Consider the following 24,685-nt stretch of genomic DNA (forward strand, 5'->3'; position numbering starts at 1 on the left):
CCTCCTCTCGGCAGTTGGCTCACACCGCCTCGAACACCGCTGTCAGGATGCCGAGCCGGCTTTCCATGAGATTTCGTCCCAGGTTGGTCGCAAGCTCGGCGAAGTCCGGTCCCATCACCACGCCGAGATTTGGCGGAGGCGGCGGCCCTGACGCGCGGAGCTGTGCGAACCAGGCCTTGGCGGCCCCCGTGTCGTCTTGCGATGCCAGCATACGAAAGCCGGCCGGTTCGATCGCCTCGCGCGTCGCACCGGCTGTCAGGAGAAAGCTCGTCGCCGGCGTTCTCGCCCAGGGAAGCGGATAGTGCGGCTCGCCTCCAGACAACACGACGTCGAATGTGGCAAACCTGCCGCCTGACTTCAGCACGCGCCGAATCTCGCTGTAGAGCAGCGTCCGGTCGGAGATGTTCATAGCCACATGCTGCAGCAGCGCGATGTCGAAGCGGCCATCATCGAAGGGAAGCGCCAGTGCATTGGCGGTCTGGAACGACAGCTGCCCGCTCTGTCCCGTGCGCTCGGTCAGATAGCGCGCGGCATCCACGAAAGGCTCGCTGAGGTCCACGCCAGTAACCCGGCAGCCATAGGTCGCAGCCAGAAAGCGCGCCGGCCCGCCAACGCCCGAGCCGACGTCCAGTACCGACATGCCGGCAGCGATCCCCGCCAGTTGGGCAAGCTCGGCGGTGGCAGCTAGCCCACGGGTGTGAAACTGGTCAAGAACGCCCAATTGCTGGGGCGTGAGGAGCTGGTCCTCCGGGCCGAGGGCAGCCAACACCGTCTTCAGCCGCTCGGTCAGGCCCGTCGCGCGATAATGGTCGCGTACCCCTTCAAGTTCATCGGTCATCGCAAGATGTCTCCTAGGTTCAGCCCATACCTAAGCCCGCTTCCATAATTCGACTATCCATTGTAATCACAACAACCCATGAAGCAAAACTACACAGTCCGACACGGAGCGCTGGAGGGCGTCGAGGCGTTCCTGGCTGTCGCCAGGCACCGCAACTTCCGCCGCGCCGCAGCGCAACTCGGCGTGACACCGTCCGCCGTGAGCCAGGCGGTGCGCGCGCTGGAAGCACGCATGGGTGCGGCGCTGTTCGTCCGCACAACGCGGAGCGTCGGCTTGACCGAGCCTGGCCAACGGTTCCTCGATCGTGCGCGCCCTGCTTTCGAAGAACTCGTCGCGGCCGGCGAGGCCGTGCGTGACATCGGCCAACGACCGACCGGTCTGCTGCGCCTGTCCGTGCCCCGCGCCGTCGTGCCGTTGATCCTGGAGCCGATGATCGCGTCGTTCTGCCGGGCCTATCCCGAGATCGAACTGGAGATCGCCGCGAGCGACGAGATGGTCGATCTCGCGACCGGCGGCTTCGATGCCGGCATCCGCCTCGGCCAGTTCATCGCGGTCGACATGGTCGCGGTGCGGCTAACCCCGTCGTTCTCGTTTGTGGTCGTCGGCAGCCCCGACTATCTCAAACGCCACGGCCGCCCCGAACGCGTCGACGATTTGCGCCACCACGCCTGCTTGCGCTTGCGCCGTTCGAACGGCGCCATTGCGCCCTGGCCTTTCGTCGACGGCAACGAGACGATCGAGGCGATGGTCTCAGGCCCGCTGATCGCGCACGACTATCCGACATTGCTCGGGGCCGCGATGCGGGGCGTTGGGCTGGCGCAGACGCCTCGACCAGTCGCTGAAGGTCCGATAGCCGAAGGTAAACTCGAGCCGGTGCTGGACGGCGTCGCCGCCACGACGCCGGGCGTCTTCCTCTATCATCCCGGCAAGCGCCAAATCCTGCCGAAGCTGCGCGCCTTCATCGACCACCTCAAATCCGCGGCGTGAGATACCGGAATCCGAACCCTCCCTTGCAGTGGTCTCCCCACTGCTGGCGGCGGGCGAGATTTTGATCGTGGCGTGAGCCGACAGAGCTGCTATCTTGCCTCGTACCTTGGGGGAAACTATGCGGACGCCATTTTTTTGGCGACATGCATTAGCATCGGGGACTGCGGCAAATGACGAGTGACGCCAATGTCCTTGATGCGGTGGTCGTCGGGGCCGGCTGGGCCGGCCTGGGCGTCAGCCATTCGCTGGCACGGCGAGGCCTAAGCCACAGGATACTGGAGAGAGGCCGCATTGGAGAGACCTGGCGCACACAGCGGTGGGACTCTTTCCGGATGAATACCCCCAACGTGCAGACCGTAATGCCAGGCGACTGCTATGACGGTTCAGATCCGTCCGGTACCCTGACGCGCAATGAATTCGTCGCACTCCTTGAGGATTTCGCCAAGCGGAACGGCCTTCCTGTCGAACCGGACACCGCGGTGACCGAACTGGCCAGTGGACACAAGAATGGCGAATATAGGCTAACCACCTCACGCGGCACAGTTTTGGCGCGGAACGTGGTGATCGCAAGCGGCGACTTGAATCGTCCGGTGCGCCCAATTTGGGCCGGTTCGTTGCCGCCCGGCCTCTGCCAGATCGATGCTTCTGATTACCGCAGCGCCGCCGATCTCCCTGGTGGAGCGGTGCTGGTTGTCGGAGGTGGCCAGTCGGGCGGCCAGATCGCGGAGGACTTGGCAGAAGCAGGCCGAACGGTCTTCCTTGCAACAAGCCGGGTTGGACGACTCTCTCGGAGCTACCGAGGTCGCCACATTATGATGTGGCTGGTCGAGAGCGGGTTTCTCGACGTGCGTCGAGAGGAGATCATCCGTGTTGCGGAACGCATTCCGGCTCGGGGTCTGCTTGGGGCAGAACACACCATTAGCCTCCAAGCGCTCAGCGCCCGAGGTATCGTGCTGCTTGGCCGGTTCGCAGGCGTCGAGGAAGGCGGCCGTCTCTCGTTCGCCGACGATCTCGAAGCCCATGTTCGTTTTGCGGATGAAGCCTCCGCCAACGTCAAACGTTACATCGATGAGTATATCAGCCACTCCGGAATCGATGCCCCCGTTTCGGAACCCGATCCGGCGGAGACCGTCGCGGCACATCTGCCGAACCCGACCATTCGCTCTCTTGATGTTGCTGTGTCCGGCATCACGACCGTGGTGTGGTGTACTGGTTTCCGGGGCGATTTCAGTTGGGTGAATCTCCCGGGGGTAATCGACTCGCAGGGACGGCCTGTTCACGAGGATGGCGTGGCCGCGCAGCCAGGCATCTACTTCGCCGGCTTAGATTTCGCCTCCACGCGCAAATCGGGCATAATATTAGCGATTGCCGAGGAGGCGCACCGCCTTGTCGAACACATCGTGGGGCGCCCGCCTCACAAGGGTCCGTTGCTTAAACTAAAGCGCCGGGCCTAGCCGAACGGCGCTTCCATCGTAGAAGCGCGACAGCCGAAAGCGGCTGAGATCATGCCCAGTCTCGTTCCCTTGAATGAGGTCGGAAACGACGCGACCGATACCGGGTCCGATACCGAACCCGTGGCCACTCATTCCCGTCGCGACGAAAAGACCGCCGACTGCCCGCACCTGATCCACGACGGGGACGACGTCGGGCATGGCGTCGATCATGCCGCCCCAGCCGGCTTTCAAGCGAACTTTCTCGAACTGTGGAAAAAGGCGTCCGAAATTGCGTTCTATCGAACGGAGACCGGAGGGTTCAGCAGCGGGGTTGAGCACCCGCATTCTTTCGAAAGGGCTCGGCGAATCCGGCGTCCAATCGCGCGGAGTCGACCAGCTATCAGGGTAACCCGATGGAGCGAACGGAAAGTAGCGGGTTCCAAACGGATTGGCCTTGAGAGCGGGAAGATACTTGGTGGCGTGCCGGAATGCGTCAGGCCCCAGGTAGAGCAAATTGCTGCCTCCCGGAGCGAGCGTGTATCCGCCATCCTGTCGGCGCCTGAAAGCGATGTGTTCGTCCGCTGCCGCACCTGCATAGACTTCAGGCATGGGCTCTGTTGCGGCTGTGGTTACCCTGACGCTGAGTTGGGGGATGGACACGCCGTGTCTTCTCAGGAACAGGGAGGACCAGGCGCCGCCCGCCACCAGCACGCTGGATGTCTCGATGTATCCGGCCTCGGTCCACACTCCCCTGATCCCGCCAGCGGAGATTTCGAGGGTTCGCGCTGCGCAATTCTCTACGATTTTGACGCCTTTTCGGACGGCAAGCCGAGCAAGCGCAGGCACCGCCAACCAGGGCTCGGCGCGCATGTCGGAAGGCGTCGTCATGGCGCCCTTGAACTTGCGCGACATGCCTTTGATGAGTTTGCCAGTTTCATCCGCGTCAAGGAGCCGAGTGTCGAGCGCATGGATCGCGGCGATCTTCATGAACTCTTCGAAGCCGGCCATGTCCTTGTCGGAGTTCGCCAGGTAGGTCACACCTGTCTGGTTCAGCCCGATATCTTCGCCGCATTCCTCAGCCAGTTGCCGCCACAGGCGACAAGCCTCGATGACAATCGGCAGCTCATCGGCGTCTCGTCCTTGCTTTCGAATCCAACCCCAATTTCGGGAGGACTGTTCGGCCGCAACACGTCCTTTTTCCAGCAGCGTCACCGGAATGTTCCGCTTTGCAAGGAAAAGAGCTGTGGTTACGCCAATGATACCACCACCGACAATCACCACCTCCGAAGTCTTCGGCGGCGGGCCAGGATGTTGGATTGGATCCATTTCGGAGAACGGGAATGTGGGCAAGTGGGCATCCAGGAGGACTGGTTGAAGGTGATTGGTTGCCACCCTCTAGAGGCCAAATCAAGAGCGGCCTTCGGAGCGATTGGCTTTGAGCTTAGCCGGCGCGCCGGCGACCGATCCCCTGACGACCAGGTCAACCGGCCAGACCTCGCCGCGGGCGCCCTCCTCCAGGCCGGAAATCCGTGCCGCCAGCCGCTCGGCGACGCGGGCGCCGGCGAGGCGGATGGATGAGCGCGTCGTCGACAGCGGCACCGAAAAATTCTCCGGCCTCAGCCAGGGGAAGACATCGTCATGGGCGATCAGCGACACGTCGCCGGGAATGCTCAAGCCGAGGTCGCGCACCGCGCGCACGACGCCAAGCGCCATGATCAGGCTGGAACAGGCGATCGCCGTCGGTGCATCGCCCTCTTCCAGCAAACGCCTGGTGGCGCGATAGCCGTTCTCCTCGGTCATGACGACCGAACAGACATGCCGCTCGCCCAATGTCAGCCCGCTCGCGGCGAGTGCCCTGCGCACGCCGCGTTCGCGATGGATGGCAAAGGTCTCGCGGTCGTCACCGTTGATCAGCGCCAGCCGCCGATGGCCGAGCTGGATCAGCAGCCTGGCCGCCTCACGGAAGGCGCCCTCATTGTCGATGTCGGTGAAGGCATAGTCGAAATCGAAACCTTCGCTGCGGCCGTGGACGATGAAGGGAATGCCAAGCGAGTTGACCAGCGCCACGCGCCGGTCGGCGGGCCTCGGCGAGGAGATATAGACGGCATCTACCTGCCGGTTGGCGACGATGCGCCGGTAGGTCGTCTCCTGGTCGTCGGCGTCGGCCGGCGACAGCACGAGGTCGAGTTCGTGCGAGCGGGCATAGTCGCCGAGGCCGGACAGGAATTCGACGAAATGCGGATCGATGTCGACCGACGCACCGGTCGGCAAGACATAGCCGATCATGCCGGTCTTGCCGGTCGCCAGCCGGCGCGCGCTGGGGTTGGGGCGATAGCCGTGACGCTTGGCGGCGTCCATGACACGCCTGCGCGTTTCCTCGTTGACCTCGGGATAGCCGTTCAGCGCGCGGCTTACCGTGGTCTGCGAAAGTGCCAGCATATGGGCGAGCTGCTTGAGGTTCACGAAGTCTCCATTTCCCTCAAAGCGCTTTTAAATTGAATCGACCCAAGTCCCGCAGGCCGGTCCATTCGATGACGAACCATAAGCGCGGTTGAGGCGTGTTTGAAACAGAAATTGCTGCTGCACCGCCATAAAAGCATGTTGCAACGCACTTTCGAGCTCGTATATGCCCAGTATTAAATCGATTAACCCACCGACCTCTTGACTTCCAGGCGATTCAATGGCGTGATCGAAAAAGCCAAAGCGCTTTGGAAGACTCTTCGAAAGGTTGCGGTTCCTTTCTGACTGAGTCACAGTCCTGCGGCGTCGGCGGGCGGAATGGAGGTTCCGTCCGGTGTGTGTGACCCACTGGGAGGAATACCGATGAAGAAAATGCTTTTGCTGGGTGCCGCGTTTGTCACGCTCGCCCTGAACGCGCCCGCGCATGCCGAACTGAAGTTCAAGCCGGGTGAGGACAAGCGCTTCAACTGGGCGAACTACGAAGAGCTCAAGAAAGTCGACCTCAAGGGTGAGACGCTGTCGATCTTCGGACCGTGGCGCGGCGAGGACGAGGGCCTGGTGCGCGGCGTTCTCGACTATTTCTCGGAAGCCACCGGCGTCGAGATCAAATACTCCTCCTCGGAGAATTACGAACAGCAGATCGTCATCGACACGCAGGCCGGCAGCCCGCCGAACATCGCCGTGCTGCCGCAGCCGGGCCTGATCCAAGACCTGGCATCGAAGGGCCTTTTGACGCCGCTCGGCGACGACACCGCCAAATGGGTCAAGGACAATTACGGCGCCGGCCAGTCATGGGTCGATCTCGGCACCTTCAAGGACAAGGACGGCAAGCCGGGCTTCTTCGCCTTTCCCTACAAGGCCGACGTGAAATCGCTGGTCTGGTACTCGCCGGATAATTTCGAGGAAGCCGGCTACAAGGTGCCGAAGACGCAGGAAGAACTCGCCGATCTCGAAAAGAAGATCATCGCCGATGGCGGCAAGCCTTGGTGCATCGGCCTCGGCTCCGGCGGCGCGACCGGCTGGCCTGCGACCGACTGGGTCGAAGACCTGATGCTGCGCACCCAGTCTCCGGAAACCTACGACAAGTGGGTGAAGAACGAGATCCCGTTCAACGATCCGGCGGTGGTCAACGCCATCGACATCTTCGGCAAGATCGCGACCGACGACAAGATGGTCGACGGCGGCGCCAAGGCGGTTGCGGCGACCGATTTCCGCGACAGTCCGAAGGGCCTCTTCGCGGTGCCGCCGAAATGCTACCTGCACCATCAGGCATCGTTCATCCCGACCTTCTTTCCGGAAGGCACCAAGGTCGGCCAGGACGCGGACTTCTTCTACTTCCCGCCCTATGCCTCCAAGCCTGAACTGGGCACGCCCGTGCTCGGCGCCGGCACGCTGGCGATGATCACGAAAGACAGCAAGAGCGCCCGCGCCTTTATCGAATTCCTGAAGATGCCGCTCGCACATGAGATCTGGATGGCCGAGGGCGGTTTCGTGACGCCGCTGAAGTCGGTCAACAAGGACGCCTACGCCAGCGACGCGCTGAAGAAGCAGGGCGAAATCCTCGCCAACGCCTCGACCTTCCGCTTCGACGGTTCCGACCTGATGCCGGGCAAAATCGGTGCCGGCGCCTTCTGGACCGGCATGATCGACCTGGTCGGCGGCAAGTCCGCGCAGGATGTCGCCACCGACATCCAGAAGAGCTGGGATGCCATCAAGTAGGCGACCGACAGGTAAGTAAGCAGCCGATCGTCCGGCTGGAGGTTTGGACTATCCGATCCCAAGTAGATCCGGGCTCTGGAGGCCCGGATCGGACAGGCGGCTCGTGCCGCGGCGATTATCATGAGCACACAGAATCCGGCATGAAGCGCGATCAGCAAATGGGAAACCCTGTTTTGCCTGGCCATCGCGCTCTGAACAACTGAATCGGCGCATCTCACCGCCCGAGCCGTTCGGCTTTGGCTGATGATGCGCAGGGGAGAGGGACCCATGGCGGCTCAGATTTTCTCGGCCATATTCGTCATCATCGTCGGCGTCGGCGGCTGTGTCGCCTATTTCTGGGGCGCAAACAGACTGGTCGACCTGATATTCCCGTCGCGCGGCGTCGCCGGGGCCGCGGCCATCGACAATCTGCGCCGGCAAGGGCTGGTCCGTCCCTGGCTGTTCGTCGGTCCGGCGATGATCATCCTGACCATCTATCTGATCTATCCGGTGATCGAGACGCTGCGGCTGTCGTTCCTCGATCGCGGCGGCATCAATTTCGTCGGCCTGGCCAACTATCAATGGGCCTTTGGCGATCGCGAATTCCGCAACTCGATCCTCAACAACATCGTCTGGCTGGCAGTGGTGCCGGCCGCCTGCACCTTCCTCGGGCTGATCATCGCCGTGCTCACCGACAAGATCTGGTGGGGCACGATCGCCAAGAGCCTGATCTTCCTGCCATTGGCGATCTCCTTCGTCGGCGCCAGCGTCATCTGGAAATTCATCTACGAATATCGTGGCGAGGGCCAGACGCAGATCGGCATCCTCAATGCAATCATCCAGCATTTCGGCGGCCAGCCTCAGGTTTGGATATCGCTGCCGTTCTGGAACAATTTCTTCCTGATGGTCATCCTGATCTGGATCCAGACCGGTTTCGCCATGGTCATTCTGTCTTCCGCCTTGCGCGGCATTCCGGAAGAGACGCTGGAAGCCGCCGTCATCGACGGCGCCAATCCGTTCCAGATCTTCTGGAAGATCATGGTGCCGCAGATCTGGGGCACCATCGCTGTCGTCTGGACCACGATCACCATCCTGGTGCTCAAAGTGTTCGACATCGTGCTGACCATGACCAACGGCCAGTGGAACAGCCAGGTGCTGGCCAATCTGATGTTCGACTGGATGTTCCGCGGCGGCGGCGATTTCGGCCGCGGCGCCACCATAGCCATCATCATCATGATCGCCGTCATTCCGATCATGGTCTGGAACATCCGCCAGGCGAACAAAGAGACGGGAGGACATTGAGATGGCCGTTGCGACCGGAAATTCCTTCGCCAGCCGCTTTGGTGTCCACATCGCCGTGCTTGTCTTCGTCGCCATCTGGACCATACCGACGCTCGGCATCCTGGTTTCGTCGCTGCGCGACAAGAACCAGATCATCGCCTCGGGCTGGTGGAACTCGTTCGCCAGCTCCACCCAGACGGAAGCCGGCCGGCTGCCGGCCGCCTCGGCGCAGGTCGAAAAGGACGGCAAGTTCGTTCTCGAGGGCAATATCTTCGGCGATGGTGCTGCGCGCGACATCAGCGCCTTCGGCGTCAAATCGGCGGCACCGACGCAATATCCCGCCGGCACCTCGGCCGATCTCGGCGACGGTGTGACGCTGCAGCTCAACGCCGACGGCAGTTTCGTCATGACCTCGCCCAAGGCGTTCGAAGGCGATCGCGGCCAGCGCATCTACTATGCCTCGTCCGCGCCGCCGAAATTCACCACCGACAATTACAGAACCGTGCTGTTTTCCGAGGGCATCGGCCGGTCGTTCATGAATTCGCTGACCGTCACCATTCCAGCGACCGTTATCCCGATCCTGATTGCCGCTTTTGCCGCCTATGCACTGGCCTGGATGCGGTTTCCCGGCCGGGCGCTGCTGATCGCGGTCATCATCGGCCTGCTGGTGGTGCCGCTGCAGATGTCGCTGATACCGCTTCTGAAGCTCTACAACGGTGTCGGCGCTTTCTTCGGCATGCCGTCGAAGACCTATCTCGGCATCTGGCTGGCGCATACCGGCTTCGGCCTGCCCTTCGCCATCTACCTGCTGCGCAGCTACATCGCCGGTCTGCCACGCGAAATCATGGAATCGGCGCGCATCGACGGCGCCAGCGATTTCGAGATCTTCGTCAAGATCGTCTTGCCGTTGTCGTTCCCGGTGCTGGCCTCGTTTGCCATCTTCCAATTCCTGTGGGTATGGAACGATCTGCTGGTGGCGATGGTTTTCCTCGGTACAGAGGCAGACCAGATCGTGCTGACCGCCAAGCTCAATGCGTTGCTGGGCTCACGCGGTGGCGACTGGGAGATCCTGACGACATCGGCTTTCGTGACCATCATCGTGCCGCTGATCGTCTTCTTCTCGCTGCAGCGCTATTTTGTCCGCGGGCTGCTTGCCGGCTCGGTGAAAGGAGGCTGAGACGATGCAATCCGCTTTGAAGGCCAGTTCGAATCCTGACCTCGCCATCGATCGCGACTGGTGGCGAGGTGCAGTGATCTACCAGATCTATCCGCGCAGCTATCAGGACTCGAACGGCGACGGTATCGGCGACCTCAAGGGCATCATCGGGCGGCTGCCCTACATCGCGGCACTCGGTGCGGACGCCATCTGGATTTCGCCGTTCTTCAAGTCGCCGATGAAGGATTTCGGCTATGACGTCACCGATTACTGCGACGTCGATCCGATGTTCGGCACGCTGGCCGACTTCGACGCACTGACCGCCGAGGCGCACAGGCTGGGCTTGAAGGTGATGATCGACGAGGTGCTGTCGCACACCGCCGACAACCACCCATGGTTCAAGGAAAGCCGGTCGACCCGCACCAACCCGAAAGCCGACTGGTATGTCTGGGCGGACGCCAGGCCGGACGGCACGCCGCCCAACAACTGGCTGTCGATCTTCGGTGGCTCGGCCTGGCAGTGGGACACCAGCCGCCAGCAATATTACATGCACAATTTCTTGGCCGAGCAGCCCGATCTCAACTTCCACAACCGCCAAGTCCAGGATGCACTGCTCGACGTCACCCGCTTCTGGCTGGAGCGCGGCGTCGATGGGTTCCGGCTCGACACGATCAATTTCTACTTCCACAGCCAGGGCCTGGAAAACAACCCACCGCTGCCACCGGAAGAGCGCAACGATCAGACCGCACCGGCGGTCAACCCCTACAACTACCAGGACCATCTCTACGACAAGAGCCGCCCCGAGAACCTCGGTTTCCTCGAACGCTTCCGCGCCCTGCTCGATGAGTATCCAGCGACCGCCGCGGTCGGCGAGGTCGGCGATTCGCAGCGCGGGTTGGACGTGGTGGCGGCCTACACCACCGGCGGCAAGCGCGTGCACATGTGCTATTCCTTCGATTTCCTGGCACCGGAAAAGATCAGCGCAGCCAAGGTCCGCTCGGTGCTGGAAGCCTTCGGCAAGGTCGCCAGCGACGGCTGGTCGTGCTGGGCCTTTTCCAACCATGACGTGATGCGCCCGGCATCGCGCTGGGCTGCCGGCGAGGCCGACCCGACCGCCTATCTCAAGGTCATCTCCGCGCTGCTGATGTCGTTGCGCGGTTCGGTCTGCATCTACCAGGGCGAAGAGCTTGGATTGGGTGAAGCAGAGCTGCGGTTCGAAGATCTGCAGGACCCCTATGGGATCCGCTTCTGGCCCGAATTCAAGGGTCGCGACGGCTGCCGCACGCCGATGGTGTGGGACGGCAGCGCCGAAAATGGCGGCTTCTCCCGGGCAAAACCCTGGCTGCCGGTGCCGGCCAAGCATCTGTCGCAAGCGGTCAATGTCCAGCAGGGCGACGAGAACTCGCTGCTTGAGCACTACCGGCGCTTTCTCACCTTCCGGCGCGCCCATCCGGCGCTGGCCAAGGGCGATATCACCTTCATCGAAAGTGAGGGCGACACGGTCGCCTTCACGCGCCGTGCAGGCAACGAGCAGGTCGTCTGCGTCTTCAATCTGGGAGCAACGCCAACCGAGGTTGACCTTGGCGGCCGATCGCTGCAACCTTTGCCCGGGCACGGATTTCCGGGGCAGGCCAGCAGCGGTTCCATAAAGCTCGGCGGCTACGGCGCCTGGTTCGGGCGCATCGACTGAATTTCAAATCACTCGAATTCGAATTACTGGGAGGAAACGAATGGCCGATGTCACGCTAAGGCAAGTGAAGAAGTCCTACGGCAATCTGAACATTCTCCACGGCATCGACCTCGATATAAAGTCGGGCGAGTTCATCGTCTTTGTCGGCCCGTCTGGCTGCGGCAAGTCGACCTTGCTGAGGTCGATCGCCGGGCTCGAGGAAATCACCTCCGGCGAGCTCAGGATAGCCGGCGAAGTCGTCAACGACGTGCCGCCGTCGAAGCGCGGCATCGCCATGGTGTTCCAGTCCTATGCGCTCTACCCGCACATGACCGTCTACGACAACATGGCGTTCTCGATGAAGATCGGCAAGGAGAACAAGGCCGAGATCGACCGGCGCGTACGCCAGGCCGCTGAGATCCTGCAGCTGACCAAATATCTCGACCGCCTGCCCAAGGCGATGTCGGGTGGCCAGCGCCAGCGCGTCGCCATCGGCCGCGCCATCGTGCGCAATCCGAAAGTGTTCCTGTTCGACGAACCGCTTTCGAACCTGGACGCCGCACTTCGCGTCGCCACCCGCATCGAGATCGCCAAGCTCAAGGAATCGATGCCCAACACGACCATGATCTACGTCACCCACGACCAAGTCGAGGCGATGACGCTGGCCGATCGCATCGTGGTGCTCAAGGACGGCCATATCGAACAGGTCGGCACGCCGATGGACCTCTACAAGAAGCCCGGCAACCTGTTCGTTGCCCAGTTCATCGGCTCGCCAGCCATGAACATCCTGCCCGCGACAATAGACAAGACCGGCAACCCGACCGTCGTCAGCCATGTCGGCGGCCGCAAGGCAACCGTGCCGATCACGACTCCGGCTTCGGCAAAGGGTACCGCGGTGAGCTTCGGCGTGCGGCCGGAAGACCTGATCATCGCCAGCGGCACTGACTACCTGTTCGAAGGCACGGTCGACTATGTAGAGCAGCTCGGCGAGGTGCAGCTTGTCTATGTCGACATCGGTCGCGCCGACCTGCCGCTGGTGACCAAGCTGCCCGGCAATGTCGAGGTCAAGCGCGGCTCGACATTGCGACTGAGCGCCAATGGCGAAGACCTGCATATCTTCGACACGGATGGGCGGTCGTTTGCCCTTCACGAGGCGGAAGCGAAAGCGGCCTGAGGCAGGACCACGGACGTAAAAAAGAGCGGCGGGCTAGGCCCGCCGCTCTTTTTTTGAAGATCAGCTTCGGCTGTTAGCGGCCGAAGAGGTTGCGGTCGCTGCCCTGAGGGGCTGACTTCTCTACGTCGCCCGACGAATTGAGCAGCTTCTCGACGACGCCACCGCTGTTACGGACCGAGCTCGTCTGCGCACTGTCAACCGAAGTGACTGCAGGCTGATTGGCGCCGTTGGAGCCAAAGTTGTCGCTAGCGGCGAGGGCACTGCCGGTGATGGCCAGAACGGCGGCGGCGGTAATAAGGATCTTGTTCATTTTAGTCTCCTGAATTTTTCTAGGTTTTCGCCAGGGCGGCGGGCAGACCCGCCGTCTGCCGGGAATCGGCTGTTAGTTGTTGCCGAAGAGGTTACGGTCGCTGCCGTGGGCAGGCGTCTGAGCAGACGGTGCCGACTTCTGCGTAGAAGCCGTCTGCGAACTGTCGACCGAGGTGACGGCAGGCTGGTTGGCGCCATTGGAGCCAAAGTTGTCGCTGGCGGCGAAAGCGCTACCCGAGATGGCCAGAACGGCGGCGGTAGCAAGAATAATCTTCTTCATGTCAGTCTCCTGAATTTCTGGACTTTGCCAGGGCGACGGGCGAACCCGCCATCAACTGGGAATCGGCTGTTAGCGGTTGCCGAAGAGGTTGCGGTCGCTGCCCTGGACAGGCGTCTGAGCAGCCGGTTCCGACTTCTTGACTGAAGCGGTGTACGAGTTGTCGACAGCAGTGGCTGCCGGGGCGTTCGAACCGTAGTGGTCGCTACCATCAGCGAAGGCGCTGCCGGAAATGGCCAGAACGGCGGCGGCAGTGAGAATGATCTTTTTCATTTTTGGCACTCCAGTATTTTCTTTTTTTCCGTCCGTCTAGCGGCGTGTCTTGGGAACGAAATCGCGTCGTTCGGACAACCCCGATGTGGGAGGGCAACCTCGCCTTTTCCAATCACGAAGTTGTTCCATGTGGTCTATGAATCCACACCTTGAAATTGCGCCAAGGGCATCTTACAGGGATATTTTTCTCTTTTATATCAATTGATTAGATAAAATTACGACGCGGATCACCAACTGTTTCGGAGGCCCAGCGTTCACACTGTCCTGCACGCACCGTCAACAGAAACGAACCGTTCGGTTCGATTTTAGAACGAGCTAATAGTCACTTTTCGAAACCGTTAACCTTTTTTGACCCCGCCAGGAGCCGGATTCGAGAAGCTCGCAACCGGCAAATGGCCGCTCGCGATATGGGGGACTTCAGCCGCAACAGTCAGTCGGAACGTTTCGCATACCGTGTCGCGCCGCATGGATACGATGTCGTTTTCATGCCGATGACGCGTCCGCGATCGTGATTAGATCATGACATCTCAGGTGCCGCTTCGTGACGACGAGGCGGAGAATTGGGAAGCCGGTCAGAATCCGGCGCTGCCCCCGCAACGGTGGTGGAGTTCAAGTCGCAACGGGAGACCACTGGGCAAGTGCCTGGGAAGGTGTCGCGATGGTCCGCAAGGACAACTCCAGAGCCCGGAAACCAGCCCGAGATTTCTAGACTCGACTGATCGCGGTGGGCGGTCAAGAGGTGGATCGTGCATGTCCGGCGCATAGCCGGCTTGCGTCCAATCCTTCCTCCATCACCACCAGTTCAGTCCTTAGAAACGAGGACAGGACATGGATATCCGCAACGACATGCTGAGGCTCTTGAGCAGCCGCAGGCAAGGCTTTTCGCTAGAGCAGCCCTTCTACACCGACCCGGACTACTTCAAGCTCGACATGGAGCTGATCTGGTATCGCGATTGGCTGTTCATTGGCCATGATTGCGAGCTACCGAAGCCGGGCAGCTACATTACCGTGCAGATCGGCGACTATCCGGTCGTGCTTGTCCGCGACCAGCAAGGCAAGATCAACGCCTTCCACAATTCCTGCCGCCATCGCGGCAGCCGCGTCTGCAACACCGACAAGGGTACAGCGGCAAAGCTCGTCTGCCCCTATCACCAGTGGACCTACGAGCTCGACGGCCGCCTGCTGTTTGCCCGCCAGATGGCCGACGGTTTCGACAAGAGTGAGTTCAGCCTGAAGCCGGTCGCCTACGAGAGCGTCGGCGGCTACATCTTCATCTGCCTCGCCAAGGAGCCGGCGGATTTCGCGCCGATGCGGGCGATGATCGAGCCTTATCTTTTGCCGCACCGGCTGCGCGACGCAAAGATCGCCTTCGAGAGCACGATCATCGAGAAGGGCAATTGGAAGCTGGTCTGGGAAAACAACCGCGAGTGCTACCACTGCGCCGCCAATCATCCCGAGCTGTGCAAGACCTTCCCCGAAGCGCCGACCGTGACCGGCGTCAACGGCGCCGACAGCGACCCCGAGATGGTCGCGCATTGGGCCAAATGCGAGGCATCAGGCCTGCCGAGCAAGTTCCGCATCGATCCGGCCGGACAATACCGCGCCACCCGCGCGCCGCTGCTGCGCGATGCCGTCAGCTACACCATGACCGGCAAACTGGCGGTGAAGAAGAACCTCTCCGACGCTGTCTCCGCCGACCGGATCGGCACCTTGATGCACTATCACTACCCGACGACGTGGAACCACATTCTCATCGATCATGCGGTGACGTTCCGGGTGCTGCCGATCAGCGCCACGGAAACGGCGGTGACGACCAAATGGCTGGTGCACAAGGATGCGGTCGAGGGTGTCGACTATACCGTCGAAGACCTCACCCATGTCTGGACCGAGACCAACGACCAGGACCGCCGCATCGTCGAGGAAAACGCCTTCGGCATCCTGTCGCCCGCCTACGAGCCCGGCCCCTATTCGGAGCTGCATGAGGGCGGCGTGATCCAATTCGTCGAATGGTACGCGTCGTTCATCGGGCCGCGCCTTGCCGAGGGCGGCCGGCCGGCCCTGCGCAGCGTCGCCTAGCGTAAAACAAAGGGGACAGAAGGATGAATGCGATGACGGATCTTGGCCTCTATCGCCATCTCGACCAGATGACGCCCTGGAACGACAGGCTGCAGGTGCTGGAAGTGATCGGCGTCAGCGACGAAGCACCTGACGTGAAGACCTTCACCTTCCGCTCCGACAACCAGACCTGGTTCCGCTACAGACCGGGCCAGTTCGTGACGCTGGAACTGCCGACATCGGACGGGCCGCTGATGCGCACCTATACGCTGTCGTCCTCGCCATCACGGCCGTTCTCGATCGCGGTGACGGTGAAGGCGCAGGCGGGCAGCACCGGCACGCGCTGGATGTTCGACCATCTGACGCCCGGCTCGCACGTCAAGGCCTATGGGCCGACCGGCGACTTTTCGCTGCACAGTCACCCGGCGGCCAAATATCTGTTCATTTCGGCAGGGTCCGGCGTGACGCCGATGATGTCGATGCTGCGCTGGCTGAACGACTGCGCGCCATGGACCGATGTCGGCTTCGTCAACTGCGCGCGCCGTCCGGAAGAGATCATTTTCCGCAAGGAGCTCGAACTGCTCGGCAGCCGAATGCCCGGCCTGTCGCTCGGTTTCATGATCGAGGAACGGTCGAGCCGCGAGGGCTGGTTCGGCCATATGGGCCGCATCGACGCGATCCGGCTGCCATTGCTGGCGCCCGATTTCCGCGAGCGCGAAATCTTCTGCTGCGGCCCCGATCCCTTCATGCGCGCCGTGCGCGGCATGCTAGACGCCGCCGGCTTCGACATGACGAAATACCATCAGGAAAGCTTTGCAGCGCCTGTCGTGGAGGAGATCCCGGCGCCGTTCGCGTCGCCGGTCGAAGGTGACGCAGCCACTGCTGTCGAAGCCGTGACACCGATCCGATTCTCGTTTTCGGATGTCGACGCCGACTGCGTCGCCGGCCAGACCGTGCTGCAGACGGCGCGGGCCTCGGGCGTGCGCATTCCCGCCGCCTGCGAATTCGGCCTGTGCGGCACCTGCAAGGTGAGGAAGGTCGCGGGCGATGTCGAGATGAGTCACAATGGCGGCATCCTCGATCATGAGATCGACGATGGTTTCATCCTAGCCTGCTGTTCCAAGCCGCTGTCGGCGCTCGAAATCGAGGCGTGACCGGCGGGCGGCAGTCATCAGGGGTCTGGGGTGATCAACCTCAAGGATGGGAAATAGGTCCGGTAGCGGCCGGCATCACGGGTCAGGAGCGGAAGCCGGGCGACGGCGGCATGGGCGCCAATGAAGAAGTCGGGCAAGACGCCGGCCCTCGATCCTCCCGATCGGCGGTATTGCGTAAATACCTTTCCAGCAAGGAAAAGGGCGGCTCTTGGCATCGGAGCCATTTCGAGACCGGCCGCATCCAGAAATGCCTCGAGATCCTCGATGCCGACGTAGCGAACGGCAAGTTCGGCATAGACCGCATCATTGATCAACAATGGCCCATCGAGGCTCGCTGCCTCAAGCTGCGCAACCGACCAGTCCGCCCAATTGGGATCGTCCGTGACAAGGTCGAGCAGAACGTTGGTGTCGACGAACGTCACGCTCCGCCACGCGTCAGCGCCATGATCGCTTCGGTCGTGAGCCCCTCGCCGGCATGGCCGCGCAACTTGGCGAAGCGGCTCGCAGGCGGCTTTTTGTCAACACGAGCCAGCACCACGCTGCCATCGGCGGCGCGCCGGAAATCGACCTTGCTGCCCGGGACGATGCCCAGGAGATCGCGGACGGGTTTGGGAATGGTCACTTGTCCCTTTGCCGTAACGGTGGTGGCCATCTTCATTCCCTGGTAATACCATATTTTAACAAGGTATTACTTCATCGGTCGAATTTCAAGGCTTGAAGCATCGAGCTCTCGACCGAACCGTAAAAGCCAAGACGGCCATGCATCCGGAGCGTCCGTTCAAACTCCGTACCGTTCGGTGCGAATGTTTTGCGCTGCAACGCCGGCATCGATCAGCGCCTGGGCGGCGGCGGACACGAAGGCGTTGGAGCCGCAGACGAAGGCGATGCCAGGCGCCTGGGGCAGCCGCGCCATGGCTTGCGCCATCATCGCGACGTCCACCCGCCGCGCATAGTCGGCCGGGCGGCGCGCGGCTTCGCGTGTCAGCGTCAGCACCAGGTCGAAGCCGTCCCTGCGATCGTCGAGGACGATCAGCTCGTCACGAAAGATCACTTCGTCCCAGACGCGGGCTGAAAACACCAGGACGACGGGCACCGTCGAACTGCGCGCGGCGCGATGACGGACCATCGACATCAAGGGCACGACACCCGAACCGCCACCGACCAGAAACAGCGGCCCGCTGCCGTCGTCGGGCCAGACGAAGTGCCCGCCGAGCGGACCGCGCAATTCGATTTCGTCGCCAATTGCCGCGATCTCGTGGAAGAAGGGCGAAACCTCGCCATCGTCAAGCTTCTCGATCGCCAGCTCGATCGCCCCGTTCGTTTCGGGTGCGGAAGCGATGGAATAGGAGCGGCGCGCCTGATAGCCGTCCGGCGCCGTCAGCCTGACATCGACATGCTGCCCGGCGCTATGGACAAAGGGCCGCGACGGCTGGAAAAAGAAGCTGGTGACACGAGGCGTGCGCTTTTCGATGCGGACGATCCTGGCTGTCTGCCAGGGCGATTGCATTGCTGCCGCATCGCTCATGGATCGTCCGTGTAGCGCTGCTCGCGCCATGGATCGCCATAGATGTGGTAGCCGCGCAATTCCCAGAAACCGGGCTCGTCGCGCGTGGTGAATTGCAGGCCGTTCAGCCATTTGGCCGACTTCCAGAAATAGAGGTGCGGCACCAGCAACCTTGCCGGGCCACCATGGTCCGGGGTGATCGGCTTGCCTTCGTAGAGCAGCGCCACCATGGCCTTGCCGGCGGTGAGATCCTTGACCGGCACATTGGTGGTGTAACCGTCGAACGCGTGCGCCAGCGTGAAGCTGGTCGGCGGCTCCAACCCCGCATCGGCAAGGATATCGTCGACCAGCACGCCCTGCCACGGCGTGTCGAACTTGGTCCATGCGGTCACGCAATGGATGTCGCGTGTCATCTTGGTCAATGGCAGCGCGTTGAATTCGGCCCTGTTCCATTTCTTGATCGGGCGTGGCCCATGTTTCAGCGTGAAAGACCAGTCCTCGGTGCGCACGCGTGGCGTCGGACCTGCCGACAGAACCGGAAAACCCTGTTCGAGATATTGACCCGGCGGTATGCGTGCATCGCCATCGGTTGGCGGGCGCCGTCCTGAAGAGAAACCTCGGGTGACCATCGCGGCAATTCCCATGCATCAGGCCATTATCGGCCTGACGCAATGTTCTCGAAGATGTAGCGACGGGCAACTGGATTCTTGATGGGCAGAGGTCGGCAGGGTCCGTCAACGACGAGCCCTGCCGATCCTGCGTTCACGTCAACGCCGCTCAGCCACTGGCAAAAGGTACCGCGACGTAGATTTGCGCGTCGCCACGCTCGACCAGCAAAAGCACCGACTTGCGGCCAGACTTGCCGGCCTGGGCGATTGCCTGGGTGACCTGCCTGGCGTTCTTAACCGGCACCTGATTGACGGCAACGATGATGTCGCCGGCCTGTATTCCGGAAGCCGCGGCCGCCTTGTCTGGATTGACGCTGGCAACCACCGCACCATGCTGTTTGTCGGCGAGGTTCATCTGCTGGCGAATGTCGGGCGTGATATCCATCAAGCCGAGCCCTATCGCTGGAGCACGCCCGGCGCTCGGCGTGCCGGACCCATCGTCCAGCGACGCGGTCTTCACATCGTCGCTGTTCTGGCCGACATCGACGGAAATCTGCATCGGCTTGCCCTTGCGCCAGACATCGACCGTTTCCCTGGCGCCCGGCGCGACATCGGCGACCGCCCGCGACAGGTCCTTGGGATCCTTCACGTCCTGTCCGCCGAAGCTGGTGATGACGTCACCGGTCTCGATGCCGGCCTGGGCCGCCGGCGAACCGTCATTGACCTGTGAAACCAGTGCGCCACCGGAACGGTCGAACCCGATGGCACTTGCCACATCCGGTGTCACTTCTTGGATCTGGACGCCGAGATAGCCGTATTGGATGGAACCGCCCTTCATCAACTTGGCGACCACCTTCTGGGCCTGATCCGACGGGATGGCAAAGCCGACGCCGACGCTACCGCCATTGGGCGAATAGATCGCCGCGTTGATGCCTACGACATTGCCCGCGACATCGACCAGCGGGCCGCCGGAATTGCCGTGGTTGATCGGGGCGTCGATCTGGATGAAGTCGTCGAACGGGCCACTGTGCAAGTCGCGGCCGCGCGCCGAAACGATACCTGCCGTGACGGTGGTGCCGATGCCGAACGGGTTGCCGAAGGCCAATACCTGGTCGCCTGGCATGAGCTTGTCGGAATCACCCCATTTGACGGTTGGCAGAGGTTTGTCCGATTTGACCTTCAGCACGGCGAGATCGTTCTTGGCATCGCGGCCGACCAGCTTGGCGGGCAGTTCGGTGCCGTCGTCGAGCGCAACCTTGATCGAGGTGGCGCCGTCGATGACGTGATTGTTGGTGACGATGATGCCATCCGCGCCGACGATGAAGCCAGAACCCAGCGCCTCGGCGCGCCGCGGTTGCTGTTGTGGCGGCGTCTTGGGCATCGGTCCGCCCTGGTCACCGAAGAACTGACGAAAATAGTCGTCGAAAGGCGAGCCGCCGTCGAAAGGAGAGGCATCGCTCATCGTTTCAGACTGTGCCTTCATGACGGTGGTGACCGTCACCACAGCCGGCTTGTCGGCGGCCACGATGGGCGCGAACGAACCGTTGGGCGCGGTGATGCCGGCGACAGGTGTCTGGGTTGTCGGAACGGTGTCGCCCGCGCTTTGGGCGAAAGACATGACGAAGGGAGATAAGATCAGCGCAGCGCCCAGCAAGGCCGCGACGCGATGTCTGCGAAGGATATCTGACATGGTCGTTTGTCCGGGCGAGAGTTGATCCGTCGCCGCGGCGGTCCCACGTGAAGAAAACCGACCATCCGGCGTGTCGAAGGTCGCGATTGCCCGTCTCGCCTGGCATGGCAGCCGACCGGATCGACAGCGTTCCATCTAGGGCGGCGATTGGCCCGATTTAGGGTTTTCGGGCGACCTTACGAAGATTTAATCTCCGGACGACGACAGGTCGCAATGTCGCCAGGCGACAGGCCAGGCCGGGCTTTTCTGCCCCGCCGGGCCTTCAGATCCCGGCGGTTCGCCCGAGATAGGCCGCGGCAATCTCGCGCATGCGCGTGCCGTCGAAGCTCGGTCCGTGGCCGCCATGACCGATGCGAACCGGGGCAGGTCGAGCAGCCGCTGCATCGTACTGAAATAGGCGGCCTTGTCAGAATCGGGCAAGTCGTCGATGAGCGTGTCGTCGTAGATGGCGTCGCCGCTGAAGAACAGGCCGTCGGTCTCGTCGAACAACGCGATCGAATCCGGCGAATGCCCGGGCAGATGCAGCACGCGAAACTGCCGGTCGCCGAGATCGATGATGTCGCCCTCGTCCAGGGTTCGCGTCAGCGGTGCCGGCGGTATCTTGTAGTCGGCGGCCTTCCAGCCCGGCGCCGGCGGTCTTGAGACGCCGCCTTCGAGATCGTGGAACATGTAGGCGTAGGTCGCCGTCTCATCCATGCTCTCGAATTGTTCGGCGCTGTGCACTGGCCCGGCTCGCCAGGGGAACTCATGCAGCGAGCCGACATGGTCGAGATGGATGTGGGTGGCAACGACCAGCAGCGGCTTGCCCACCGTCGTCTCGATCTGCGGCGCCAGCGGACAGATGCCCATGCCTGTGTCGACTAGAAGGTCGGCATCGCGGCCGCGCAGGTGCCAGATGTTGGCGCGCAGATAGTCATGCACGAACGGTTCGGTCAGCATCGTCGTCTTGTCGTCGACGATGCTTTTGCTGAACCAGTGCGAGCCCGACATCAGATGTTAGCCCGGCTTCAGACGAAAGGCTTTCCGACCTTGTATTTTTCCGGCACCAGCCGCTTGAGATAGGCCATGCCGGCATCGGACAACTGGTTTACGCCCGGCTTCATAAAATTATCGGGCATGTGGCGGGTCTTGCCGGCGACGTTCTTCAGCGGCACCTTTTTCAGCACCGTTTTGGTGCCGTCATATTGCAGCGCCACCGAACCGCCGCCCTGTTCGGCGACAGAGACGGCGAAAGCGCCGGCATCGAAGGCCTCCTGCGCATCGACCGCGCTGATGGCGCCGACATAGCCGCGCGGCATGTAGCCGAGCGCATCGACGCGGGCACGCTTGCCCGGCAGGCCTTCGGCCAGCGCGCGCTCGAGCGCGGCCGGCAGATCGCTGCCCGACAGCTTGACGTTGCCATGCGCGTCGCGCTCCAGCTTGTCCGGCGGCACCAGGCTTTCGACCAGCGCCTTGCCGTCGGCGGTGCTGACACCTTCCGACACAGCGACGATGCAGCGCTTGTGGCGATCGAGCGTGGCGCGCACGTCGTCGATGAAGCCAGCGGCCGAGAACGGCCGCTCCGGCACATAGACGAGGTGCGGACCGCTGTCGGGATCGAGCTGCCAGGCAGCGGCGGCGGCGGTGAGGAAGCCGGCATGCCGGCCCATGACGATGCCGACGTAGATGCCGGGCAGCGCGCGAAAATCGAGATCTACGGACAGAAACGCGCCGGCGACGAATTCGGCCGCCGAAATGAAGCCCGGCGTGTGGTCGTTTTCCTCCAGGTCATTGTCGATGGTTTTTGGCGCATGGACGAAGGCGATCTTGCCGCCGGCGGCATCGGTCAATATCTGCTGCGTACCCGACGTGTCGTTGCCGCCGATGTAGATGAAGGCGTCGGCGCCAGCCTTTTTCAATCCGTTGAGGATCACGTCGCAATAGGCGGCATCCGGCTTGTCGCGCGTCGAGCCCAGGGCGGCACTTGGCGTGCCGGCAATCAGCCGCAGCCGGTCCTCGGGGATGGCGGAGAGGTCGACATAATTGCCGTCACGGATGCCGCGCACGCCGTGGATGGAGCCCAGGACCTTGGCGCTGGGATGCCGCTTGCGGATCTCCAGCGTGGCCCCGACCACCGTCTGGTTGATGACGGCGGTTGGGCCGCCGCCTTGCGCGATAACAAAAGTTCCGGCCATTCCTGACGTCTCCCGAGCGATGAATTCGCAGGCACATTCGCCTGTCTTTCGCTATCGCGCAACGGAAGAGTGGACCGGGTGACGTGTCAGACGACGACGACCGGATTTTTCTTGGAGACGCGGCTGTAGAGGTCGATGATGTCCTGGTTGATCAGGCGCACGCAGCCCGACGACATCGCCTGGCCGATGCTCGCCCATTCGGGCGAGCCGTGGATGCGATAGCCGGTGTCCTTGCCGTCCTGGTAGATGTAGAGGGCGCGCGCGCCGAGCGGGTTGGTCAGGCCGCCGGGCTGGCCGCCCTGCCATTTCACCAGTTCCGGCTTGCGGGCGATCATCTCGGGCGGCGGCGTCCAGGTCGGCCATTCCCTGCCATACTGGATGTTGGCGCGGCCCGACCAGCGGAAGCCGTCCTTGCCGATGCCGACGCCGTAGCGGATGGCGTCGCCGCCCGGCTGGACGAGATAGAGCATGCGCTCCTGCAGATGGACGACGATGGTGCCGGGCGCCTCGCCCGTGGTGTCGACGACGATCTGGCGGCGGAATTCCGGTTTGACCTTCAGATACGGCACTTCCGGCACGTTGAAGCCGCCGTCGGTCAGCGCCGCATACATGATGTCGGGGCTGGTGATGTTCTTGTCGACGCTGATGCTCGGCCGAATCGGTCGCACCGAGCCGGTCACCGTATCGTCGAGCTCGAGCGCCGGCAGGCCACCGCCCGAGGTCGAGCATCCGGCGACACCGAGCAATGCGAGCGCCCCGGCTCCGGACAGGATGGCACGGCGGGAAAGATGATGATCGGTTTCGATTGCGTCGCCGTTTCGCGGCGGCGTCAGACCTTGCGGCAACTCACGCATATACCCAAACCCCACGCTGTCGGCGGGAAGCACGGTCCGGCCGGATAGCGGGCATTTTCATCATTCATGGTTGATAAAGCATGAAGGCCTTGCACAGCCTGCGTTTGCGCATTGCCCGGCGGGCGTTCGACCCTTCCCGCCAGAGCATTGACTGGGAGTTGCTGCACAAAAAGACCTCGGACGGGTCATAATCCCGGCGCTGCCCTCTCCTACCCCTCGAGCGATCAGCGAGGGGCCTCCATGTGCAAGACGTTAAAAACCGACATCAAGCTTTTTGCCGCTGCCATTGTCGCGGCAGCAACCGTTCTCGGTGCCAATGTCAGCCTGGCCGATATCGTGAGCACTCTGAGCGGCGCGAACTGACACCGATCTGCCGTTGGCGCAGTTAGGGAAATCGCCTCTTTACATTCTCCCGGGCCTAAGGATTTATCCTCTTCTTTGAGCTCAAGGGAGACGAGCATGTCCTTCGAAAACTGGGCCGCCTTCGCTGCCGCATCGACGATCCTCCTCATCATTCCGGGTCCGACCATCCTTCTGGTCGTGTCCTACGCGCTGGGCCAGGGCTGGCGCACCGCGCTGCCGATGGCGGTCGGCGTGGCGCTGGGGGATTTCACCGCGATGACCTTGTCGATGCTGGGCATCGGCGCGCTGCTGGCGGCTTCGGCGACCGTCTTCACCATCCTGAAGTTGATCGGCGCCGGCTATCTGGTCTATCTCGGCGTGAAACTGTTTCGCGCCGGCGGCGCGCTGAAAGCCGAACCGCGCACCGATGCGGTGTCGTCGGTCAAGATGATGGCGCATGCCTGGCTGGTCACCGCGCTCAACCCGAAAAGCATCACCTTCTTCGTCGCCTTCCTGCCGCAGTTCCTCGACCGGCACGCCGACTTCTGGACGCAGATGCTGATCTTCGAGACGACCTTCCTGGTGCTCGCCTTCGCCAATGCCTTCGGCTATGCGCTGATTGCGGCACGCGCACGCAACGTCGTGCGCAATCCCAAGGCAATCCGCATCTTCAACCGCACAGGCGGCACGCTGCTGGTCGGCGCCGGCATCGCCACGGTGGCGATGCGTTCCAGCAATTAGGCTCTCTG

Annotated in this window: 24 protein-coding genes, 1 pseudogene and 1 riboswitch; of the genes and pseudogenes, 11 read left to right on the plus strand and 14 right to left on the minus strand. The window is 62.4% G+C overall.

The window, feature by feature from the left end; translation table 11 throughout:
* Positions 1-19 precede the first annotated feature (19 nt).
* Positions 20-838: a class I SAM-dependent methyltransferase gene (locus ACSQ3L_RS01800; protein WP_436158372.1), complete on the minus strand. Its 819-nt coding sequence runs from the start codon at positions 836-838 to the stop codon at positions 20-22.
* 78 nt (positions 839-916) lie between these two features.
* Here ACSQ3L_RS01800 and ACSQ3L_RS01805 point away from each other — a divergent pair, with 78 nt between their 5' ends.
* Together ACSQ3L_RS01805 and ACSQ3L_RS01810 are read left to right on the plus strand one after the other, a co-directional pair.
* Entirely contained in the window at positions 917-1,825 is a 909-nt protein-coding gene (locus ACSQ3L_RS01805) for a LysR family transcriptional regulator (RefSeq protein WP_436158373.1), read from the plus strand.
* Positions 1,826-1,995: 170 nt separating this feature from the next.
* Positions 1,996-3,279 carry an NAD(P)-binding domain-containing protein gene (locus tag ACSQ3L_RS01810; protein WP_436158374.1) on the plus strand — a complete coding sequence of 428 codons (1,284 nt, stop codon included), beginning with the start codon at positions 1,996-1,998 and terminating at the stop codon, positions 3,277-3,279.
* On the opposite strand, the gene ACSQ3L_RS01815 is transcribed toward ACSQ3L_RS01810, so the two are convergent.
* Positions 3,262-4,608 (minus strand): NAD(P)/FAD-dependent oxidoreductase, encoded by a 1,347-nt coding sequence (locus ACSQ3L_RS01815; RefSeq protein ID WP_436158375.1) that lies wholly within the window; start codon positions 4,606-4,608, stop codon positions 3,262-3,264. The two genes, ACSQ3L_RS01810 and ACSQ3L_RS01815, sit on opposite strands and share 18 nt — an antisense overlap.
* A 57-nt stretch (positions 4,609-4,665) precedes the next feature.
* Positions 4,666-5,721, minus strand: coding sequence for a LacI family DNA-binding transcriptional regulator (locus ACSQ3L_RS01820; RefSeq protein WP_436158376.1), 1,056 nt, complete (start codon positions 5,719-5,721; stop codon positions 4,666-4,668).
* Positions 5,722-6,081: 360 nt separating this feature from the next.
* Between ACSQ3L_RS01820 and ACSQ3L_RS01825 the strand changes: the two genes are divergently transcribed.
* The 5 genes from ACSQ3L_RS01825 to ACSQ3L_RS01845 all read left to right on the plus strand — a co-directional run bounded on the left by ACSQ3L_RS01825 (position 6,082) and on the right by ACSQ3L_RS01845 (position 12,696).
* On the plus strand, positions 6,082-7,437 hold the full coding sequence (locus ACSQ3L_RS01825) for an ABC transporter substrate-binding protein (protein WP_436158377.1): 1,356 nt from the start codon (positions 6,082-6,084) through the stop codon (positions 7,435-7,437).
* 267 nt (positions 7,438-7,704) lie between these two features.
* Positions 7,705-8,718, plus strand: a complete 1,014-nt coding sequence (locus ACSQ3L_RS01830; protein ID WP_436158378.1) for a carbohydrate ABC transporter permease — start codon at positions 7,705-7,707, stop codon at positions 8,716-8,718.
* 1 nt (position 8,719) lies between these two features.
* Positions 8,720-9,874 (plus strand): carbohydrate ABC transporter permease, encoded by a 1,155-nt coding sequence (locus ACSQ3L_RS01835; protein WP_436158379.1) that lies wholly within the window; start codon positions 8,720-8,722, stop codon positions 9,872-9,874.
* A gap of 4 nt (positions 9,875-9,878) precedes the next feature.
* Positions 9,879-11,543, plus strand: a complete 1,665-nt coding sequence (gene bglA, locus ACSQ3L_RS01840; RefSeq protein ID WP_436158380.1) for a beta-galactosidase BglA — start codon at positions 9,879-9,881, stop codon at positions 11,541-11,543.
* 40 nt (positions 11,544-11,583) lie between these two features.
* Positions 11,584-12,696 carry an ABC transporter ATP-binding protein gene (locus ACSQ3L_RS01845; protein WP_436158381.1) on the plus strand — a complete coding sequence of 371 codons (1,113 nt, stop codon included), beginning with the start codon at positions 11,584-11,586 and terminating at the stop codon, positions 12,694-12,696.
* A 73-nt stretch (positions 12,697-12,769) separates the two neighbouring features.
* Here ACSQ3L_RS01845 and ACSQ3L_RS01850 read toward each other — a convergent pair whose 3' ends face one another.
* The 3 genes from ACSQ3L_RS01850 to ACSQ3L_RS01860 all read right to left on the minus strand — a co-directional run bounded on the left by ACSQ3L_RS01850 (position 12,770) and on the right by ACSQ3L_RS01860 (position 13,555).
* Positions 12,770-13,006, minus strand: a complete 237-nt coding sequence (locus tag ACSQ3L_RS01850; protein ID WP_436158382.1) for a DUF680 domain-containing protein — start codon at positions 13,004-13,006, stop codon at positions 12,770-12,772.
* A 72-nt stretch (positions 13,007-13,078) separates the two neighbouring features.
* Complete coding sequence (locus ACSQ3L_RS01855; RefSeq protein WP_436158383.1) at positions 13,079-13,285, minus strand: DUF680 domain-containing protein; 207 nt, start codon at positions 13,283-13,285, stop codon at positions 13,079-13,081.
* A gap of 69 nt (positions 13,286-13,354) precedes the next feature.
* A complete protein-coding gene (locus tag ACSQ3L_RS01860; protein WP_436158384.1) occupies positions 13,355-13,555 on the minus strand; it encodes a DUF680 domain-containing protein in 201 nt (66 codons plus the stop codon).
* A 512-nt stretch (positions 13,556-14,067) separates the two neighbouring features.
* Positions 14,068-14,269: riboswitch (cobalamin riboswitch) on the plus strand.
* 114 nt (positions 14,270-14,383) lie between these two features.
* On the opposite strand from ACSQ3L_RS01860, the gene ACSQ3L_RS01865 reads away from it, so the two are divergent.
* Complete coding sequence (locus ACSQ3L_RS01865; RefSeq protein WP_436158385.1) at positions 14,384-15,631, plus strand: aromatic ring-hydroxylating oxygenase subunit alpha; 1,248 nt, start codon at positions 14,384-14,386, stop codon at positions 15,629-15,631.
* A gap of 32 nt (positions 15,632-15,663) precedes the next feature.
* Positions 15,664-16,764: a 2Fe-2S iron-sulfur cluster-binding protein gene (locus tag ACSQ3L_RS01870; protein WP_436158386.1), complete on the plus strand. Its 1,101-nt coding sequence runs from the start codon at positions 15,664-15,666 to the stop codon at positions 16,762-16,764.
* A gap of 17 nt (positions 16,765-16,781) precedes the next feature.
* On the opposite strand, the gene ACSQ3L_RS01875 is transcribed toward ACSQ3L_RS01870, so the two are convergent.
* The 8 genes and pseudogenes from ACSQ3L_RS01875 to ACSQ3L_RS01910 form a co-directional block, all read right to left on the minus strand.
* A complete protein-coding gene (locus ACSQ3L_RS01875; protein WP_436158387.1) occupies positions 16,782-17,186 on the minus strand; it encodes a type II toxin-antitoxin system VapC family toxin in 405 nt (134 codons plus the stop codon).
* Positions 17,183-17,416: an AbrB/MazE/SpoVT family DNA-binding domain-containing protein gene (locus ACSQ3L_RS01880; protein ID WP_436158388.1), complete on the minus strand. Its 234-nt coding sequence runs from the start codon at positions 17,414-17,416 to the stop codon at positions 17,183-17,185. The genes ACSQ3L_RS01875 and ACSQ3L_RS01880 overlap by 4 nt, the downstream gene beginning before the upstream one ends.
* Before the next feature lie 126 nt (positions 17,417-17,542).
* Entirely contained in the window at positions 17,543-18,289 is a 747-nt protein-coding gene (locus ACSQ3L_RS01885) for a ferredoxin reductase (RefSeq protein ID WP_436158389.1), read from the minus strand.
* Positions 18,286-18,897 carry a molybdopterin-dependent oxidoreductase gene (locus tag ACSQ3L_RS01890; RefSeq protein WP_436158390.1) on the minus strand — a complete coding sequence of 204 codons (612 nt, stop codon included), beginning with the start codon at positions 18,895-18,897 and terminating at the stop codon, positions 18,286-18,288. Before ACSQ3L_RS01890 ends, ACSQ3L_RS01885 begins: the two co-directional genes overlap by 4 nt.
* Positions 18,898-19,045: 148 nt before the next feature.
* A complete protein-coding gene (locus tag ACSQ3L_RS01895; RefSeq protein ID WP_436158391.1) occupies positions 19,046-20,566 on the minus strand; it encodes a DegQ family serine endoprotease in 1,521 nt (506 codons plus the stop codon).
* A gap of 262 nt (positions 20,567-20,828) precedes the next feature.
* Positions 20,829-21,556: pseudogene (locus ACSQ3L_RS01900) on the minus strand (MBL fold metallo-hydrolase).
* 17 nt (positions 21,557-21,573) lie between these two features.
* Positions 21,574-22,740, minus strand: a complete 1,167-nt coding sequence (locus ACSQ3L_RS01905) for a diphosphate--fructose-6-phosphate 1-phosphotransferase (protein WP_436158392.1) — start codon at positions 22,738-22,740, stop codon at positions 21,574-21,576.
* Between the two features lie 86 nt (positions 22,741-22,826).
* Complete coding sequence (locus tag ACSQ3L_RS01910) at positions 22,827-23,594, minus strand: L,D-transpeptidase (RefSeq protein ID WP_436158393.1); 768 nt, start codon at positions 23,592-23,594, stop codon at positions 22,827-22,829.
* A 240-nt stretch (positions 23,595-23,834) separates the two neighbouring features.
* On the opposite strand from ACSQ3L_RS01910, the gene ACSQ3L_RS01915 reads away from it, so the two are divergent.
* The gene (locus tag ACSQ3L_RS01915; RefSeq protein WP_013528283.1) at positions 23,835-23,957 is read left to right on the plus strand and encodes a hypothetical protein; all 123 of its coding nucleotides are present in this window, start codon (positions 23,835-23,837) and stop codon (positions 23,955-23,957) included.
* Positions 23,958-24,053: 96 nt separating this feature from the next.
* Positions 24,054-24,677, plus strand: a complete 624-nt coding sequence (locus tag ACSQ3L_RS01920) for a LysE family translocator (RefSeq protein ID WP_436158394.1) — start codon at positions 24,054-24,056, stop codon at positions 24,675-24,677.
* Positions 24,678-24,685: the final 8 nt, after the last annotated feature.

The sequence above is a fragment of the Mesorhizobium sp. LjRoot246 genome, assembly GCF_964254115.1.
Taxonomy (GTDB): Bacteria; Pseudomonadota; Alphaproteobacteria; order Rhizobiales; family Rhizobiaceae; genus Mesorhizobium.